At 37.2% G+C, this 16,461-nt stretch carries 13 protein-coding genes; 8 read left to right on the top strand and 5 right to left on the bottom strand.

Annotated elements, in window-relative coordinates; all coding sequences use genetic code 11:
- Positions 1–64: 64 nt before the first annotated feature.
- Both FVA72_RS06145 and FVA72_RS06140 read right to left on the bottom strand, forming a co-directional pair.
- Positions 65–544, bottom strand: coding sequence for a DUF4822 domain-containing protein (locus tag FVA72_RS06145; RefSeq protein ID WP_004262272.1), 480 nt, complete (start codon positions 542–544; stop codon positions 65–67).
- A 185-nt stretch (positions 545–729) separates the two neighbouring features.
- A complete protein-coding gene (locus tag FVA72_RS06140; RefSeq protein WP_110592185.1) occupies positions 730–1,584 on the bottom strand; it encodes a LysR family transcriptional regulator in 855 nt (284 codons plus the stop codon).
- Between the two features lie 109 nt (positions 1,585–1,693).
- Between FVA72_RS06140 and FVA72_RS06135 the strand changes: the two genes are divergently transcribed.
- The 6 genes from FVA72_RS06135 to dmsD all read left to right on the top strand — a co-directional run bounded on the left by FVA72_RS06135 (position 1,694) and on the right by dmsD (position 8,440).
- The gene (locus FVA72_RS06135; protein ID WP_110592186.1) at positions 1,694–2,164 is read left to right on the top strand and encodes a multidrug/biocide efflux PACE transporter; all 471 of its coding nucleotides are present in this window, start codon (positions 1,694–1,696) and stop codon (positions 2,162–2,164) included.
- 399 nt (positions 2,165–2,563) lie between these two features.
- Entirely contained in the window at positions 2,564–3,310 is a 747-nt protein-coding gene (locus tag FVA72_RS06130) for an energy transducer TonB (RefSeq protein WP_110592187.1), read from the top strand.
- Between the two features lie 476 nt (positions 3,311–3,786).
- Positions 3,787–6,213: a selenate/tellurate reductase subunit YnfF gene (gene ynfF / locus FVA72_RS06125; protein WP_175427113.1), complete on the top strand. Its 2,427-nt coding sequence runs from the start codon at positions 3,787–3,789 to the stop codon at positions 6,211–6,213.
- Positions 6,214–6,223: 10 nt separating this feature from the next.
- Positions 6,224–6,841, top strand: a complete 618-nt coding sequence (locus FVA72_RS06120; protein ID WP_096863216.1) for a DMSO/selenate family reductase complex B subunit — start codon at positions 6,224–6,226, stop codon at positions 6,839–6,841.
- Between the two features lies 1 nt (position 6,842).
- A complete protein-coding gene (locus FVA72_RS06115) occupies positions 6,843–7,700 on the top strand; it encodes a DmsC/YnfH family molybdoenzyme membrane anchor subunit (RefSeq protein WP_137018919.1) in 858 nt (285 codons plus the stop codon).
- Positions 7,701–7,822: 122 nt separating this feature from the next.
- The gene (dmsD, locus tag FVA72_RS06110; RefSeq protein ID WP_243154740.1) at positions 7,823–8,440 is read left to right on the top strand and encodes a Tat proofreading chaperone DmsD; all 618 of its coding nucleotides are present in this window, start codon (positions 7,823–7,825) and stop codon (positions 8,438–8,440) included.
- A gap of 144 nt (positions 8,441–8,584) precedes the next feature.
- Here dmsD and FVA72_RS06105 read toward each other — a convergent pair whose 3' ends face one another.
- The 3 genes from FVA72_RS06105 to FVA72_RS06095 all read right to left on the bottom strand — a co-directional run bounded on the left by FVA72_RS06105 (position 8,585) and on the right by FVA72_RS06095 (position 12,548).
- Complete coding sequence (locus tag FVA72_RS06105) at positions 8,585–9,727, bottom strand: trans-sulfuration enzyme family protein (RefSeq protein WP_110592191.1); 1,143 nt, start codon at positions 9,725–9,727, stop codon at positions 8,585–8,587.
- A gap of 210 nt (positions 9,728–9,937) precedes the next feature.
- Entirely contained in the window at positions 9,938–11,362 is a 1,425-nt protein-coding gene (locus FVA72_RS06100) for a Na+/H+ antiporter NhaC family protein (RefSeq protein WP_110592192.1), read from the bottom strand.
- 40 nt (positions 11,363–11,402) lie between these two features.
- Positions 11,403–12,548 (bottom strand): trans-sulfuration enzyme family protein, encoded by a 1,146-nt coding sequence (locus FVA72_RS06095; RefSeq protein ID WP_110592193.1) that lies wholly within the window; start codon positions 12,546–12,548, stop codon positions 11,403–11,405.
- A gap of 1,227 nt (positions 12,549–13,775) precedes the next feature.
- Between FVA72_RS06095 and FVA72_RS06090 the strand changes: the two genes are divergently transcribed.
- Positions 13,776–14,906 (top strand): M20 family metallopeptidase, encoded by a 1,131-nt coding sequence (locus FVA72_RS06090; protein WP_110592194.1) that lies wholly within the window; start codon positions 13,776–13,778, stop codon positions 14,904–14,906.
- 23 nt (positions 14,907–14,929) lie between these two features.
- A complete protein-coding gene (locus FVA72_RS06085; protein ID WP_243154739.1) occupies positions 14,930–16,369 on the top strand; it encodes a YfcC family protein in 1,440 nt (479 codons plus the stop codon).
- Positions 16,370–16,461 lie beyond the last annotated feature (92 nt).

Genomic DNA, 16,461 nt, shown 5'->3' with positions numbered 1-16,461 from the left:
CAGAAACACTAATAGCGCAGAATAAATAAGATTCATATTTAGACTGCGCTATTGGTACAAAATATTATTTCTTAACTTTATGAACAATATCAAAGTACTTATCTTTATTATCTTGCTCTGGATAAATACGATATGTGTATTCTTCTGGGGTTACTGTGACATTTTCAACAACACGAGTAAACAAGACTTTACCCTCGTCATCTTTCGCTGTTAATGAGCGAGTTTTGCCATTTTCATCAAATGACCAGTCACCTTTCATTTTAGGTTTTCCATCAAACGTGGTCATATTAAATGTACCGTCTGGATAATACTCAGCTAAACCAAAAAAGTTAGCGACTTGTTTATCATCTGCATTAACTTCTTTTTTATCTTGATCTAAAGCTTCTGTCGTTGTCCAAACTTTGCCTACCATAATTTCTTCGTAAGCATTTAATTTATGTTCCGCATTCTGTGATTGGCTTGCTGCTGGAGTTGTAGCTGCTTGAACAGCAAATGACATAGTAGATACAACAGCAAAGAGTGTAGGTACTAATAATTTTTTCATTTTTATCCTCTAATAAATTAACTCAAACAACAATTTGATTAAGTTAAGATTAGCGATATAAAACCAATTTTGAAAATTATATTACGTTTATTTACAAGATAATATCTTATTACAATTAGTAAATACTATTTTACAATAAAAAATATATCGAAAATTCATGAATTTTAAAATTAATACTCTTAATTTTAGCTATCAAGCAATTTATTAATCAACCAGTACCCCGCTTTTCCGGGTGGATTATTCTTAGACCAAACTAAATCCACATCAATTTTACGTGGCCATAAATCATAATTAATACTCACTAAACGGTTATGTCCAAATTGCTTAACTAACCATGTTGGTAATATTGCCCATCCAGCCCCTTGTTCTGCCATTTCTAATAATAATAAATAATTAGGTGCAAACCAGTTCTTTTCACTATTAATAATAATTTGGCTGCTACTGCTTAGCCGTAATTGACGAGTCATCGTTAAATGTTGATAAGTTATTTTTTTCTCTTTAGCTAATGGATGACTATTTAATACATATAAACCTAATTCACCTTGAATAGGTAAACGAGAAAAAGAAATATCCGCAGGATATTCTGTACGGGACTCCATCATACCAACATGGGCTTGTTGGTTCTGGATCATTTCGATAACAGCATTATTTTCTGCAATTAAAAACTCAAACTCAAGATGCGGAAATTGCCTATCTAATGTTGTTACAATATGCTCAGCATGAGGTGGCTGATAGGTATCTGAAAAAGCACAACTTAACCTAGGCTCAATATCAGGGAGCAACTCAACTCTAAGCGCTTGAAGACGCTCATCTGCTGATAAAATATCCTCAACTAAGCTCAAAACTTTTCTACCTGCAAAAGTCAATGTTGATTCACGCCCCTGCCTATCAAATAACGCAAACCCCAAATCGTCTTCAAAACCACTGATTGTCGTACTGACAGTTGATTGGCTTTTATTTAATTTACGTGCCGCAGCAGAGAATGACTTTAAGGATGCCGCTTCCACAAAGGTACGCAATGTTTCTATAGAATAGTTCATAAGGTATCGCTTTTTTCGATGGCTGCCATTTTGTATATATATAAAAAATAGCAAATAATTGCACCCGATTTTTACCTAAAAATTAATTTTCTATATCTTTGAGGTAGTTATGAGCAAGTATACAAAAACATTAACTGAGCGAGTTTTTCATGCAGTTTCATTTGAGGTCATCGCAATTGCGATAACTGCACCGGTCAGTGCGTGGCTTTTAGGACGCTCAATTTTCCAAATGGGAACAGTGGCTATTGTCTTATCGACGCTGGCAATGCTATTAAACTTATTTTATAACATGGCTTTTGACCGTTATTGGCCTTTATCCAAGGGGTCTCGCCCAGCCAAAGTGCGTGTTTTTCATGCTGTTGGATTTGAATTAAGCTTTGTGATCATGGGTGTCCCAATGCTGGCGTTTTTACTTCAAATGTCATTCTTAGATGCATTCTTACTTGAAATCGGCTTTTTTGTCTTTTTCTTATTTTATACTTATGCGTTTAATCTTGGATATGACCTTTTACGTGTCCGTTGGTTTGCAAATAGAGAGAACGCAGTAAGTATCTCTGAAGCGGTAGCTAAACGCTCTTAATTTTACTATTAATAAATATTCGAACACCGTGTTGCTTATCTTCACGGTGTTCTTTGTATATTAAAACCCCTATAAACACGCCGAAATAATCCTCTTTTTTTGCAAAAAATAAAATAGAGAATGATATTTAACTAATTTATCACACAATTAACCTCATTAAGGCTTGGCTACTCACCAAGCCTTTTTACTTATAAATAATATTTCATTAAAAATCAAAATATTAACAAATTATAATATGCACCCACCAAAGTTGATAATAACTATCATTTGCAATTGATAATTATTAACATATAATTCGAATCGTTATTTTACCTTATGAGTCATAACTCAAACATAACTACTTAATACCTGTATTGGTCTCCCCTCTTTAGGTTCAACGAGAAAGAATATTGAGGTTTTATGATGAGTCGAAAATTAATCACTTTTATGCTATCCATAACACTTCATGTTCTTGTTATTGGGTACTTAACCTATGTTACGGCTCAATCATTATCCTTAAAAAACCAAGCACAACAGGATGCGCCTATTATATCGATCGCATTGACTCAAGCTGTCAACGTTGCAGAACCTGAAGAGATCCCCCTTCCTATAGACACACCTAATGAGGTAAAAATTGCTCCCAGCCCAATAGTTGAACACGCCACCATTGTTGCGCCTAAAAAACAAAAAAAGGTGATCAAAACCCCAAAAGAACCTACGAAGCCCAAAGAACTCACTAAAAGAACTGAAAACGCTCACAAACCAGCTAATACAGAAATTAAAAATGATTTGCCAATCGCACAACAACAAAAGGCTGGAGCCCTTGTATCGTCTCAATCCGCAGGAATAAAAGGCCCCAAAAACCAACATGCGACTAGTGATACTAATAGCCAATTAATTAATGCTTACCGTGAAAAACTACGCCAAGAAGTTGAGAGAAATAAACAATACCCTCGCCGCGCGAAAAAAATGAAAAACCGTGGTATTGCAACAATACAATTTCAATTAAGCCAAAACGGGGAAATTAGCTTAATTCGCTTAGCAAGTAGCTCAGGAAATGATTTATTAGATCAAGCTGCTTTGCTTGCAGTACAAAAAAGCCGCTCTGTAGGTAAACCACCTGCAGGTTTTGCTCAATCTATAACACTTAATATTGAATTTAATTAACCTCAGTTGAAAATAAATATTATTCCCACTAAGAAGTTACGTCTTAATTAGGTATTAGATATTCATCTAATAGACAGTTATTCCGTATTTGCTTTTTATTCCGAAAAATAATGATAATCTTTATTGATTTTTTAGAACAATTAATGACTCTAGAGAAATTTATTATTATTTTCCAACTATACTGCTAGAAATATTCTCCCTATTTTTCGAAAACTCCTCACCTAGAGAAATATTTTCTCTACAAAACCAAATATTAACATTTCTAAATTTTCAACCTCCAGCAAGGGAAACAAAAAATTCTTTATATTCATGATATTAAGATGATATTGATTATCAATATAATTTATTTATTATAGAAAAGTTACCAGTTTTGCAAATATAACTTCATTGATATGGCGCAAAAAAAACTAAACATGTCAGAGTAAGATAACCCTTGAATAACATTATATTTAATATGGTCATAAAGGCTCATATCAATGAATACAAAAAATAAATTATTAAATAGCCCTATCTCAAGGCGCAATGTCGTGAAATCTGGCGCTGCAGGCGGTTTATTTGCTGCAGTAGGCGGTTTATCACTTCCTTTCAATGCAAAAGCAATCGATAACACTCAAAACTCAACATCCGCTGAAGAAAAAGCCGTTTGGAGCTCATGTACCGTTAACTGTGGTAGCCGTTGCCTATTACGTCTCCATGTTCGTGACGATGAAGTATATTGGGTTGAATCTGATACCACGGGAAAAGATGAATATGGCAATCATCAAGTAAGAGCTTGCCTGCGTGGCCGCTCAATCCGTAGAAGAATGAACCACCCAGATAGATTAAAGTACCCGATGAAACGTGTGGGTAAACGTGGTGAAGGCAAATTTATCCGAATTTCATGGGAAGAGGCCCTAGATACCGTTGGTAATAGTTTGCGCGATATTTTGCAAAATTACGGCAATGAAGCGGTGCATGTTCTCTATGGCACTGGCGTTGATGGCGGTAATATCACCAATTCGAATGTTCCCTACCGTTTAATGAATTCATGTGGTGGCTTCCTGAGCCGCTATGGCAGTTATAGTACTGCGCAAATTCGTGCGGGTATGAATTATCTGTATGGTTCTCAAGAAGCCAATAGCCCCGACGATATCGCAAATACAAAACTAGTTGTGATGTTTGGTAATAACCCAGCCGAAACTCGTATGAGTGGTGGAGGTGTGACTTATTATGTCGAACAAGCACGTGAGCGTTCGAATGCGCGCATGATAGTTATTGACCCTCGTTATAATGACACAGCTTCTGGTAGAGAAGATGAATGGTTACCTATTCGCCCTGGTACTGATGGCGCACTTGCAGCTGCATTAGCTTATGTGATTATCACTGAGGATATGGTTGACCAAGAGTTTGTGGATAAATACTGTATTGGCTATGACGAAAAAACCTTACCGGCTTCTGCACCTCAAAACGGTCACTATAAGGCCTATATTTTAGGCCAAGGTGCTGATGGTATAGCTAAAACACCACAGTGGGCCGCTAAAATTACAGGTATTCCAGCAGATAAAATCATTAAGTTAGCTCGTGAAATAGGCCAAGCGAAACCCGCTTATATTGTTCAAGGTTGGGGCCCTCAACGTCATTCAAATGGTGAACAAACCGTTCGAGCAATTGCCATGTTAGCCATTATCACAGGTAATGTTGGTATTAGTGGCGGAAATTCAGGCTGTCGTGAAGGCACCTATGATTCAGGTGTTGAATGGTTCCCAATGCTCGATAACCCAGTCAAAACACAAATTTCCGTTTTCACATGGACTGATGCTATTGAACGCGGCACAGAAATGACCGCCATTCACGATGGCATAAAAGGGAAAGATAAATTAGATGTTCCCATTAAGTTCTTATGGTGCTATGCCAGTAACACATTGATAAATCAGCACAGTGATATCGCCCGTACCCATGAAATTTTGCAAGATGACAGCAAATGCGAAATGATTGTTGGTATCGACCATTTCATGACGGCATCAGCAAAATATTGCGATATTTTATTACCTGATTTAATGCCTACCGAGCAAGAAGACCTTATTCCTAGCGAGTCCGCAGGAAACATGTCTTACATGATCTTAGGCCAACCAGCGACTAGCGCTAAATTTGAGCGTAAACCCATCTATGAAATTTTGTCGGAAATTGCTAAACGCTTAGGCCCTGATGTCGAACAGAAATTCACCGAAGGCCGCAGCCAGCACGAATGGGTTAAATATTTATGTGAAAAAAGTCGCGAACGCTACCCTGATATGCCAACTTATGAAGAAATGAAAACCGTAGGTATTTTCAAGCACAAATGCCCAGATGAGCATGTCATTGGATTTAAAGCCTTCCGAGATAACCCTCAAGCTAATCCACTAAAAACGCCTTCAGGAAAAATAGAAATTTACTCTGAAAGCCTAGCTGAGATAGCGAAAACATGGCAATTAGCACCAGATGATGTGATTGATCCGTTACCAATTTACACAGAAGGCTTTGAAAGCCATACCGATAGCCTTAACAAAAAATACCCATTACAAATGACAGGGTTTCATTATAAAGCCAGAACACACTCAAGTTATGGCAACATTGATATCTTAAAACAAGCCTGCCGCCAAGAAATATGGATTAACCCAATAGATGCCAAAGCGCGTGGTATTAAGCAGGGTGATATGGTCAAAGTTTTCAATGACAGAGGTGAAGTTCATATTCCAGCTAAAGTGACTCCGCGGATCATGCCTGGGGTGACGGCTATGGGCCAAGGGGCTTGGTTAGATGCCGATATGTTTGGCAAAAAAGTAGACCAAGGCGGGTGTATTAATGTCCTCACAACTCAACGTCCTTCACCGCTTGCTAAGGGAAACCCTCAGCATACTAACTTAGTTGAAATTGCAAAACTATAAGGAGCCCGGTATGTCACAACAATATGGTTTTTATATTGATACACAACGTTGTACGGGCTGCAAAACGTGTGAACTCGCCTGTAAAGATTTTAAAAACTTATCCGCTGATGTTCATTTTCGTCGTATTTATGAGTATGCAGGCGGCGACTGGACAGAGCAAGATGGCGCATGGCATCAAAATGTATTTTCTTATTACCTCTCTATTTCATGCAACCATTGTGAAGACCCTGCTTGCGTTAAAGTTTGCCCAAGTGGCGCAATGCATAAACGTGAAGATGGCTTTGTCGTTGTTGACGAAAGTGTCTGTATTGGTTGCCGTTATTGCCATATGGCATGCCCTTATAGTGCACCACAGTTTGATGCAGTCAAAGGGCATATGACTAAATGTGATGGCTGCTATGAACGAGTGGCTGAAGGCAAAAAACCCATTTGTGTTGAATCTTGCCCGCTACGTGCATTAGATTTTGGGCCCATTGAAGAGTTACGTGAGAAATACGGAACAATCAATGAAATAGCACCGCTACCAGCAGCACATTATACCAAACCCAATATTGTATTAAATCTCAATGCAAATTGCCGTCCTGTGGGCGACACCACAGGTTATTTAGCTAATCCGGAGGAAGTTTAAAATGGGCGCAGGCTTACATGAATATCCGTTAATCTTCTTCACCGTTATAGGTCAAAGTGTTGCTGGCGCATTTATTCTCATGGCTCTGGTATTGTTAATGAAACCCATGCAAGAACAGCATCATAAAATAGTGATGAGCATGTTTGGTTTATGGGTGTTAATGGGAGTTGGCTTTTTACTCTCCATGCTACATATGGGCTCACCGATGCGTGCCTTTAATTCGATGATACGTGTTGGGCATTCAGCGCTCAGTAACGAAATAGTCAGTGGCTCAATATTCTTTGCCTTAGGTGGGATATATTGGCTATTGTCATTATTAAAGAAGATGCCCAAGTCTGTCGGCAATATTTGGTTAATCATCACTATCATTTGTGCGGCAATATTTATTTATGCCATATCTCGCGTTTACCAAATTGATACCGTCCCAACTTGGTTTAATCACTATGGTAGTTTGCAATTTATCTTAATCAGCTTTATTGCGGGGCCTGTTCTTGCCGCATTTTTATTGCGCATAGCTAGCTATGATATCAATAACGTCCGCTTCTTTACATTAATCAGTATTGTTGCAGTGATTGCGAGCAGTATTTTGGTAACGGCACAAGGATTTGAATTAGGATCTATCCAAAGTTCGGTACAAAAAGCATCGGAGCTTGTTCCTGATTATGCCTCACTGATGGGATGGCGTACTGTTTGCTTAACATTGGGACTAGCTTTCTGGATTTACCCACATGTTAAAATGAAAAACCCTTCAATTATTGGGCTACTAGTCGCCGTATTATTGGTGATTTTTGGTGAATTGATTGGTAGAGGCATTTTCTACGGGCTGCATATGACGGTGGGTATGGCTGTTGCAGGCTAACGACTAATTCATGTTTTTTACGATGATAAGAAGGTTAATGACTTTCTTATCATCGACAACAATCTCATGTTTCGCTACGATCACACCAAAGAGTCATCATCAACATAGCAATGTGGACAAATATGGAACAAAAATTATTGGCAGATTTTTCGCTTTGCGCGCAAACTTTAGGGACATTATTTTATTATGACCCTTCTGATGCACGCGTAAATAAGTTAATTGATTTATTTACGACGAGCGAATGGTTAGCTGAATGGCCATTTACTCAGGATTATGATTGCCAACGTATTGATAAACTCTTTCAAGATAGTCTTTCTGAATCAGAAACATTACAAGAAGCCTATCAGCGCTTATTTATAGGCCCTTATGCATTACCAGCACCACCTTGGGGTTCTGTTTATCTTGATAAAGAAAATGTTATTTTTGGTATTTCGACACTTGAGTTAAGAGCATGGCTCCGTAATAACCAAATCAATATTGAATTAAACCAAAAAGAGCCAGAAGATCATGTAGGGTTATTATTTCTTCTCACCGCCTGGGTGATTGAAAATAAACCAGAACTACTACGCGAATTGCTAGAATTACATTTTCTACCTTGGGTCTATCGCTATTTAGAGAAAATGCAACTGCAAAGCGGAAATGCATTTTATGAAGCTTCCGCACTATTGGCCACTGAAACTTTAAGACATATCCAACAAGCCGCTAAATTAAATCCAGCGAATAAAGAGCTTTGTCTTTAGTTTTATATCGTTCAAATAACTATTTTGTGAAGTAAAAGCCCTCTAAATAATCTGATTATTTAGAGGGCTTGAATATATTATTGGTACTTTCTTGGGATGTGATTAGTGCCACTGAGGAATTAAAATACGTTGATAATCGCCTAATTACTGTATTTGCGATAAAGCAGAACCGACGTCAGCAAGTAAATCATCAATATCTTCACAGCCCAGTGAGAAACGCAATAACCCATCCGTTACGCCTTGCAGTAGTCTCTCTTCTTCAGGGATACAAGCATGGGACATCATTTTAGGATAGGAAATAATTGATTCAATTCCCCCTAAACTGACTGCAACGAGTGGAATACGAACCGCGTCTAAAAATCGTTTTACCTTTTCATAGCTACCCAAATCAAAGGAAACCACCATTCCGCCATTTTTAGATTGCTGCATATGAATGATATGATTTGGGTGCGAAGCTAACCCAGGATAAAAAACGTGTTGTACTTTTGGATGCTCATTCAGATATTCTGCAAGCTTTTGCGCATTTTCACTTGCTCGTTCAACCCGCATTGCCATTGATTTTAAACCTCGCATTGTCAGCCAGCTATCAAATGGTGCAGCAATACTGCCAATAGCAACTGCAGACTTATGTAACCACCTCGCATATTCAGGGTTATTCGTTGCTACCGTCCCCAAGATCACATCACTATGGCCATTAATAAATTTAGTTGCGCTATTAATAGAAAAATCAATTCCAAGAGAAATAACATCTGATAACAACGGCGTCATAAAGGTATTGTCACAGATAGTAATAATATTATGCTGCTGCGCAATCCCAATAACAGATTTTAAATCCGTCACTTGTAACGTTGGATTAGATGGCGTTTCAATATAAAACGCTTTGGTGTTTTCCATTATTGCTTGCTGATAATTCATTGGATTAGTCGCATCAACAAATGTGACTGAAATACCGTAGCGTGGCAAAAATTCAGTCATTAATTGGAAAGAGCCACCATATATATTTTTGCAGGCAACAATATGGTCGCCCTGACTAAAATTAAGCAATACGGCACTTATTGCTGCCATTCCTGAGGAAAAAACTTCAGCAAATTTTGCGTTTTCAATCGCGCAAATTGCCTCACTTAATGCATCTCTTGTTGGATTGGAAAAACGCGAATAAATATGGTCGTAACTTTCCTCAATATTGGCTTGTGAAAATGTGGATGATTGATATAACGGAATAGAAGAACTTCCGGTATATTTATCTGTCATGGGGTAACCATGAATAACCTTGGTATTAATTTTCATAATAAAATCGCATTATCAGAAGTCTATTTTAATTGTTGCTATATTGATTTCAGAATAAGCAAAAATAACAAGAGCACCATCAGTGTAAATATCACGACCTAAATATTCTGAATGATTATTTAGTTTTGCTAGTGGTGCTACTCCTTGAAATAAATCTATTTTATTTATTGCAGCTAATTTTGCCTAATCTTTATTATTTTATTCACTTTATTAATATGTGAAACCTAAATACAGATAAACCATCAGCGCAAACGCGGCCGTGACTGTTGCATAAGGCATTTGGGTACGAATATGCTCAATATGGTCACAATCTGTTGCCATAGAAGCCACAATTGCATCACTGGAAATTGGTGATGTCATGTCTCCGTAAATTGAACCTGCAATGGCTGCACCAATCATATATTCAACAGGCATTCCGACTGAAAGTCCTAATTGCACACCAATTGGGATCATAATGGCAAATGTTCCCCACGATGTTCCTGTTGCTAATGACATCACCGCACTAATTAAGAAGATAAAACCTATTGAGAAAGCTGGCGAAATAACACCCGAGGTGATTTCTGCTATATAGGCACCGGTATTTAAATCTGAAGAAACGGTTCCCATTAAAAAAGCGAGGATCATCACCGAGCTAATTTTTACCATGCTGGCATAGCCGATATATAATTCTTTAAAGAAAGTCTCAATATTAAGTACACGACGTGCTAAGAACCACACAAAAGAGACTAAAGTTCCAAACATGACTCCCCAATATACCGATGTTGAACCGCTACCTTTACTAAAATCGCCATTACCGGTGATATAAAGCGCAACAGGTACCATTAATACCGTTGATAAAATTGGAATAAAGAAATTAAGAGAAGTATGGCAATTAGGGTGCTCAATAATATCTTCGTCATCCTGCTCAGCTTCTTCCGCGGATAATAAAGTTAAAGCCTGCTGCTCTGCGTGTAAATCCGCCTTTTTCATTGGCCCCCAAGAAACATTGGAGAAAATATAAAACAGCACTGAAGCGAGGGAAAACCACGCCATGATATTAAATACCATAGAGCCAGCTAAAATTTCAAAAGGCTCTCCAGTAATTAAACCTTTAGATATTTGTACGCCAATAACCCCCATCATTGCCGCTCCCCATCCGTTAATCATGGCTGATGAACACACTGATACACAGGAAGTCTGCACAATGTAGGACATTTTTTCTGGCGAAACTCCGTATTTCTTCGCTAATGTTTTTGTTGATGCTCCAGCAATTAATTGGTTAATAGAGCTTTCAATAAAAATTAACGATGTAATAATCATCGCCATTAATTGAACAGCTTTTTTATTTTTAATTAACTTTGTTTTATTTGTTAATAATTTAACCAATGAACGCACACCACCAGTAACAACGACGAGCCGCATAATTCCGCCAATCATTACCATAAATAGAATTGTTTTTGTGTTTCCCGGTGATGCAAACGTATTAATAATGCCATCGAGCGTTCCGTTTATACCTAATAATATATTGTGATCATATATAACGGTAAAACCAACTAATATCCCCAGTAATAATGATAATATAACTTGTCGTGTAAAAATGGCTAAAAGTATCGTCACCATTGGCGTGACAATGGTCCAAATCCCATAATCATTCATTAGATGCTCTCTTATTATATTTTATTTTGATTTTAATAAATTAAGATAGTGCGTTTTCTAAATCATTTAATAAGTCTGTGATATCTTCAATACCTACGGATAAACGTAATGTGGTGTCAAATACTTGGATACTTTCTCTTTCTTCTTTTGTCATCGACCCGTGTGACATGGTTGCCGAATGATTCACCATACTTTCAACACCCCCCAATGATTCCGCTAAAACAAAATATTTAACTTTAGATAAAAAGACTTTGGTGTCTTCAATATCCCCTGCTAATTTAATCGTCACAACCGCTCCTCCTGTACGCATTTGTTTTTTGCATAATTCATATTGAGGATGCGAAGGTAATCCAGGGTAATAAACCTGCTCAACTTTCGGGTGTGTTGATAAATATTTCGCAACTTGTGCGGCATTACTGCATTGTGCTGCCATACGTAATGCTAATGTTTTTAATCCACGTAAAGCAAGGTAGGCGTCAAAAGGAGAAGCAATTGCTCCGAGGGTGGTTTTTAGAAAATCAAGGCGGCTGGCTAAGTCTTCTCTTTGGGTGATCACCGCACCACCAATTAAATCGGAATGGCCGCCAATATATTTACTTGCCGATAACATCACTAAATCGGCACCTAATTCTAATGGTTTTTGGTTCCAAGCTGTTGCAAATGTATTATCAACGCAAGTTAAAATATTATGCTCTTTGGCAAGTGAACAAATAGCATTAATATCAACTAATTCTAATAATGGATTAGTTGGGCTTTCAATCCAAATTAAGCGTGTGTTATCTTTTATTTTTGTTTTAACTTCATCAAGATTATTCAAATCAACATAGTCTATTTGGTGACCGCTATTAATGGTTGAAACTCGTTCAAATAACCGAAAAGTTCCTCCATAAACACCCTTCATTGCAATAATATGTGAATCTTTTGGTAATAAATTTAAAACTAAACTTGAAGCAGCCACACCGGATGCAGTCGCTGTTGCATAGCTTCCACCTTCAATTTCAGCTAATAAGGTTTCATATACATAACGTGTTGGGTTGCTGCAACGTGAATAACAATATTCACCATGCTCTGTTAAGCTTTGTTGAACGAAAGTACTGGCTGTTGTAATAGCAGGAAAAATAGCATGATTAACAGTATCTTGCTGCTTTCCACCATGAATTAAAATTGTAGCAATATTCTTAGTCATTATCTAAAACCCAATATAGTAAAGTAAAAATGATATCTTTATATTTGTTGCTAAAAGAAATATGCCACAGGGAAATAGAAAATTTTTTCTAAAAATTGGTGCCTTTTTTCAAATTAAGAGAAAATTTTTCTATTCAAGAATAAATAGCCTTTAAATTCATGCTGTTGGTTAAGTTTTGATAAATGAGCTAGCCGTCACAATATCATTATTTTGTTTATTCTTCACAATCAATTACCCAGTAAAAACCACATAAACCACTAAAATAAAACAACAAATGTTCCATGCAAGTTAAATTCTTCATCACGTAATGTAATTATTTGGTAGGTATTTTGTCGTTAATTTAACATACACCTTAGTATTTACGCCTAATTGGCTTCTTTTCATGCTGCATAATAGTCATATAAGAGAAACTTATTCTCTTTCACCTTATTTCTTGCAATGAGCTATATCGCTTAGAAGACAGAAAAAGTCGATGAATAAAAATACAATTAATACGTCAAAGAGTGGCTATCAAGCAATAATATGCTCAAAGGCTATTTATAAGAAAAGTACAGAGACTAAATTTGACTGAGTTGTTTTTAATTTAATCACTCTGACTTTTTTGTTTAAAAAAAACACAGTTAAATATTACAAGCTATGAAAAATGAATTGCTATCGTTATTTAAATTATTAGAAAAACGCATAACCACTATATATTTTATAAATTATTCTAATCACACTCTCTTAAAGAATCTCAATTTAGCCTAATACAGAATTTTTCATTAGAAACTCAAACTTGCTCGAACAATATCAGCAATGTATTCCATCTTATATATCCCCATAAAATTACTCTCTAAATGGGTTTATATTTTTAGTGAATAATCATCTTGTATACAAATTATTTATTATGATACAGTCAAAAAATGCCTATGATTCAACTATCAAGTATTGGTACTTCTTATATCCTTTACTGTGGTACGACTCACTAGAGCATAAAAATTTATGGTATTTATTTCCCATAATACAAACAGTGAGAATCAAAAAAAATCGCAATTATTATTAGCAAATTTTAACACTGCCTTTTTCTTTTGTTTTTTTACCTTTAATAAAAGCAGCATTTAATTTAGTGAAAATCTGAATCAGATAAATTTAACTTAATATACACCCTGTTTTGATATCACCTAAAATTAAATTTACCACAATAAAAACAACTTAATTTTGTAGTAGATACAATATAAGGAAACAACCATGAATAATAACTTTTTAACGCATGAAGACAGTATGCTTAAGCTACTTGAAAAAGTAGTCAATATCGAATCAGGCTCTTATGACAAAGAAGGTGTAGATAACCATGCTGCTGTCTGGTGTGAAAAATATCGCGAAATGGGGTTCGAAGTCGAAATCATTGAAAATGAATCACTCGGCAATAATTATCGAATATATCACCCTTCAATAAAGGCTGATATATTAATTTTATTGCATTTAGATACCGTTTTTCCTAAAGGCACCGTTGCTGAACGTCCTTTTAGTATTGAAGGTGATCGAGCTTATGGCCCTGGCGTGATTGATATGAAAGGCAGCCATGTCATGGTATATCAAGTCATGAAGCAACTTTATGATAATCAAGATATTCGCTACAAAAATATTGAAATCCTCCTCAATTGTGATGAAGAAATTGGTTCTATTTCATCTCGCGGTGTCATCGAACAATGTGCATTAGGAAAGCGCTACGCACTTGTGATGGAGCCTGCTCGTGCCAATGGCGCTATAGTGAGCGCTCGCCGCGGTGTTGGAACTTATGTATTAAATATTGAAGGAAAAGCCTCTCATTCAGGTATTGCCCCCGAAGCAGGCATTAGTGCAATTCAGGAATTATCATATAAAATCCAAATGTTACACGCACTCTCTGCTCATGATAAAGGCCTATCCGTTAACGTTGGCCTAATTTCTGGTGGAACCTCTGTGAATACTGTAGCTCCGAATGCCAGAGCAGAAATCGATGTCCGTATTTCGTCTGAAGAACAGGGTATTGAGATCGATAAAAAAGTCAGGGAAGTATGTAGTACACCAGTATTAGACGGCATCAAACTCACCTTAACAGGCGGAATTAATCGCCCACCTATGGCTAAAACGGATGAAAGCACCGTTCTTATCAACATCATTAAAGAAGAAGCTGCGCAACTAAACATTGATTTACTTGATGTTTCGACGGGTGGTGGCTCTGATGCCTCTTTTACTGCAGGTGTCGGAACGGCCACTGTAGATGGGTTAGGCCCGATTGGTGGATACCAGCACAGTGATAAAGAATACTTAGAAATACCGTCACTCACAGAGCGTACACAGTTATTTTTCAATGTATTGCAACGCATTACACAATAAATAATAATCCAATAGGAAACTCTATGACAACGATGTCAACAAACACAACAACACCACCTAAAAAACGTTCTGAAGGTCTAAACCCTTATGTTCTTTTGTTTTTCATCTTAGTATTGGCGGGTATTGCAACGTGGATCGTTCCTGCGGGGCAATATGCATCAGAAACAAAAGTCATCACCATGGTAAAAGATGGTATAGAAACAAAAGTATCTAGTTCTTATACCATTCCCGGTAGTTATGCGCGCTTACCAGAACAACACGGTATTTTGCCAGGGCAAATTTTCACCTCAATAGCTGATGGTCTAATCAAAGCTGCTCCTATTATCTTTTTGATTATTTTCACTGGAGGTGCTTTACATCTTCTTGAGGAAACCGGGGCCATCAAAAAAGTACTCAATAATATCTCGCGCAGTAAAAGACTTAATGACTTTTTACTAATCAGTATATTCTTTGTCGTTTTTTCTATTTTAGGGACAACAGGGATTGTCGTTAACTCAATTATTGCATTTGTTCCTATCGGTCTTTTAGTCGCTAAATCCGTGGGAATGGACGACAAATTTGGTGCTGCTTTAGTCTATGTTGCGGCTTATTCGGGCTTTAATGCCTCAATCATGGCACCAATGACAGTGGGTTTATCACAAGGTTTAGCCGACGTCCCGTTGTTATCCGGCCTCGGTTTTAGAATGGCTATTTATATTGCATTTGTTATCGCGGGTATTCTATTTTTAACGATTTATACCAAGAAATGCCGTAATAAAGGCATGGTTCGTCCTGAGATTGAAATTAATACCGACGAACACCAAACCTCTAAAATTTCAGCTTTGCATGTCATTACTCTTTCCTATAGCGCATTCTGCTTAGTCGGATTTATTTTCGGTGCTGTTGAGTGGGGCTGGGGAGAAAAAGAGATGATGGCTATGTTTATCATCTTAGGCGTTGGCGTGGGTATTTTAAACCGCATGTCTCCTAATACCATTGCAACAGGCTTCTTAAAAGGTTGTGCGGGAATGGTAGGTGGCGCGTTTATCGTTGGTATGGCACGTGCTATTGCTATCGTATTATCTGATGGGATGATTTTAGATACCATCGTTAATGCCATTATTTCAATGATGGATGGCTTACCGAAGACCTTATCTGCCCTTTCTATGTTCGCAACCGCGGCAATTATGCACTTCTTTATTTCATCAGGTTCTGGTGAAGCGGCAGTGCTTGTACCTATTTTTACGCCAATGGGCGATTTATTAGAAATCACTCGCCAAACGACAGTGCAAACTGTATTGCTTGGAGAAGGGGTTGTTAACTGTATTAACCCAACCTCTGGAATTTTAATGGCTGTACTTGCAACGGCAAAAATTCCTTATACACAATGGGTGAGATTTATTTGGCCGTTAGTCTTCACATGGATAGCCATTTCTATTGTCGCTCTAATATATGCTGTAATGACAAATTTAGGTCCTATCTAAGACATCAATATTGAACAATTCAATATTCTCAGCACCGCTTCTTAGTGGTGCTTTTTTTAATTATGGCATCACAAATTAAATAATAAGTACGA

Origin of the sequence: Providencia sp. PROV061 (genome assembly GCF_011045655.1) — a bacterium.
In the GTDB taxonomy this organism is placed as follows: Bacteria; Pseudomonadota; Gammaproteobacteria; order Enterobacterales; family Enterobacteriaceae; genus Providencia; species Providencia hangzhouensis.
This window is presented reverse-complemented; position numbering and strand designations above follow the sequence as displayed.

Excerpts from the sequence above, each read along its gene's own strand:
- FVA72_RS06095 (WP_110592193.1), bottom strand. The coding sequence starts at position 12,548 with ATGACTAAGAATATTGCTACAATTTTAATTCATGGTGGAAAGCAGCAA.
- FVA72_RS06090 (WP_110592194.1), top strand. The coding sequence starts at position 13,776 with ATGAATAATAACTTTTTAACGCATGAAGACAGTATGCTTAAGCTACTT.
- FVA72_RS06140 (WP_110592185.1), bottom strand. The coding sequence starts at position 1,584 with ATGAACTATTCTATAGAAACATTGCGTACCTTTGTGGAAGCGGCATCC.
- FVA72_RS06145 (WP_004262272.1), bottom strand. The coding sequence starts at position 544 with ATGAAAAAATTATTAGTACCTACACTCTTTGCTGTTGTATCTACTATG.
- dmsD (WP_243154740.1), top strand. The coding sequence starts at position 7,823 with ATGGAACAAAAATTATTGGCAGATTTTTCGCTTTGCGCGCAAACTTTA.
- FVA72_RS06135 (WP_110592186.1), top strand. The coding sequence starts at position 1,694 with ATGAGCAAGTATACAAAAACATTAACTGAGCGAGTTTTTCATGCAGTT.
- FVA72_RS06085 (WP_243154739.1), top strand. The coding sequence starts at position 14,930 with ATGACAACGATGTCAACAAACACAACAACACCACCTAAAAAACGTTCT.
- FVA72_RS06100 (WP_110592192.1), bottom strand. The coding sequence starts at position 11,362 with ATGAATGATTATGGGATTTGGACCATTGTCACGCCAATGGTGACGATA.
- ynfF (WP_175427113.1), top strand. The coding sequence starts at position 3,787 with ATGAATACAAAAAATAAATTATTAAATAGCCCTATCTCAAGGCGCAAT.
- FVA72_RS06105 (WP_110592191.1), bottom strand. The coding sequence starts at position 9,727 with ATGAAAATTAATACCAAGGTTATTCATGGTTACCCCATGACAGATAAA.
- FVA72_RS06115 (WP_137018919.1), top strand. The coding sequence starts at position 6,843 with ATGGGCGCAGGCTTACATGAATATCCGTTAATCTTCTTCACCGTTATA.
- FVA72_RS06120 (WP_096863216.1), top strand. The coding sequence starts at position 6,224 with ATGTCACAACAATATGGTTTTTATATTGATACACAACGTTGTACGGGC.
- FVA72_RS06130 (WP_110592187.1), top strand. The coding sequence starts at position 2,564 with ATGATGAGTCGAAAATTAATCACTTTTATGCTATCCATAACACTTCAT.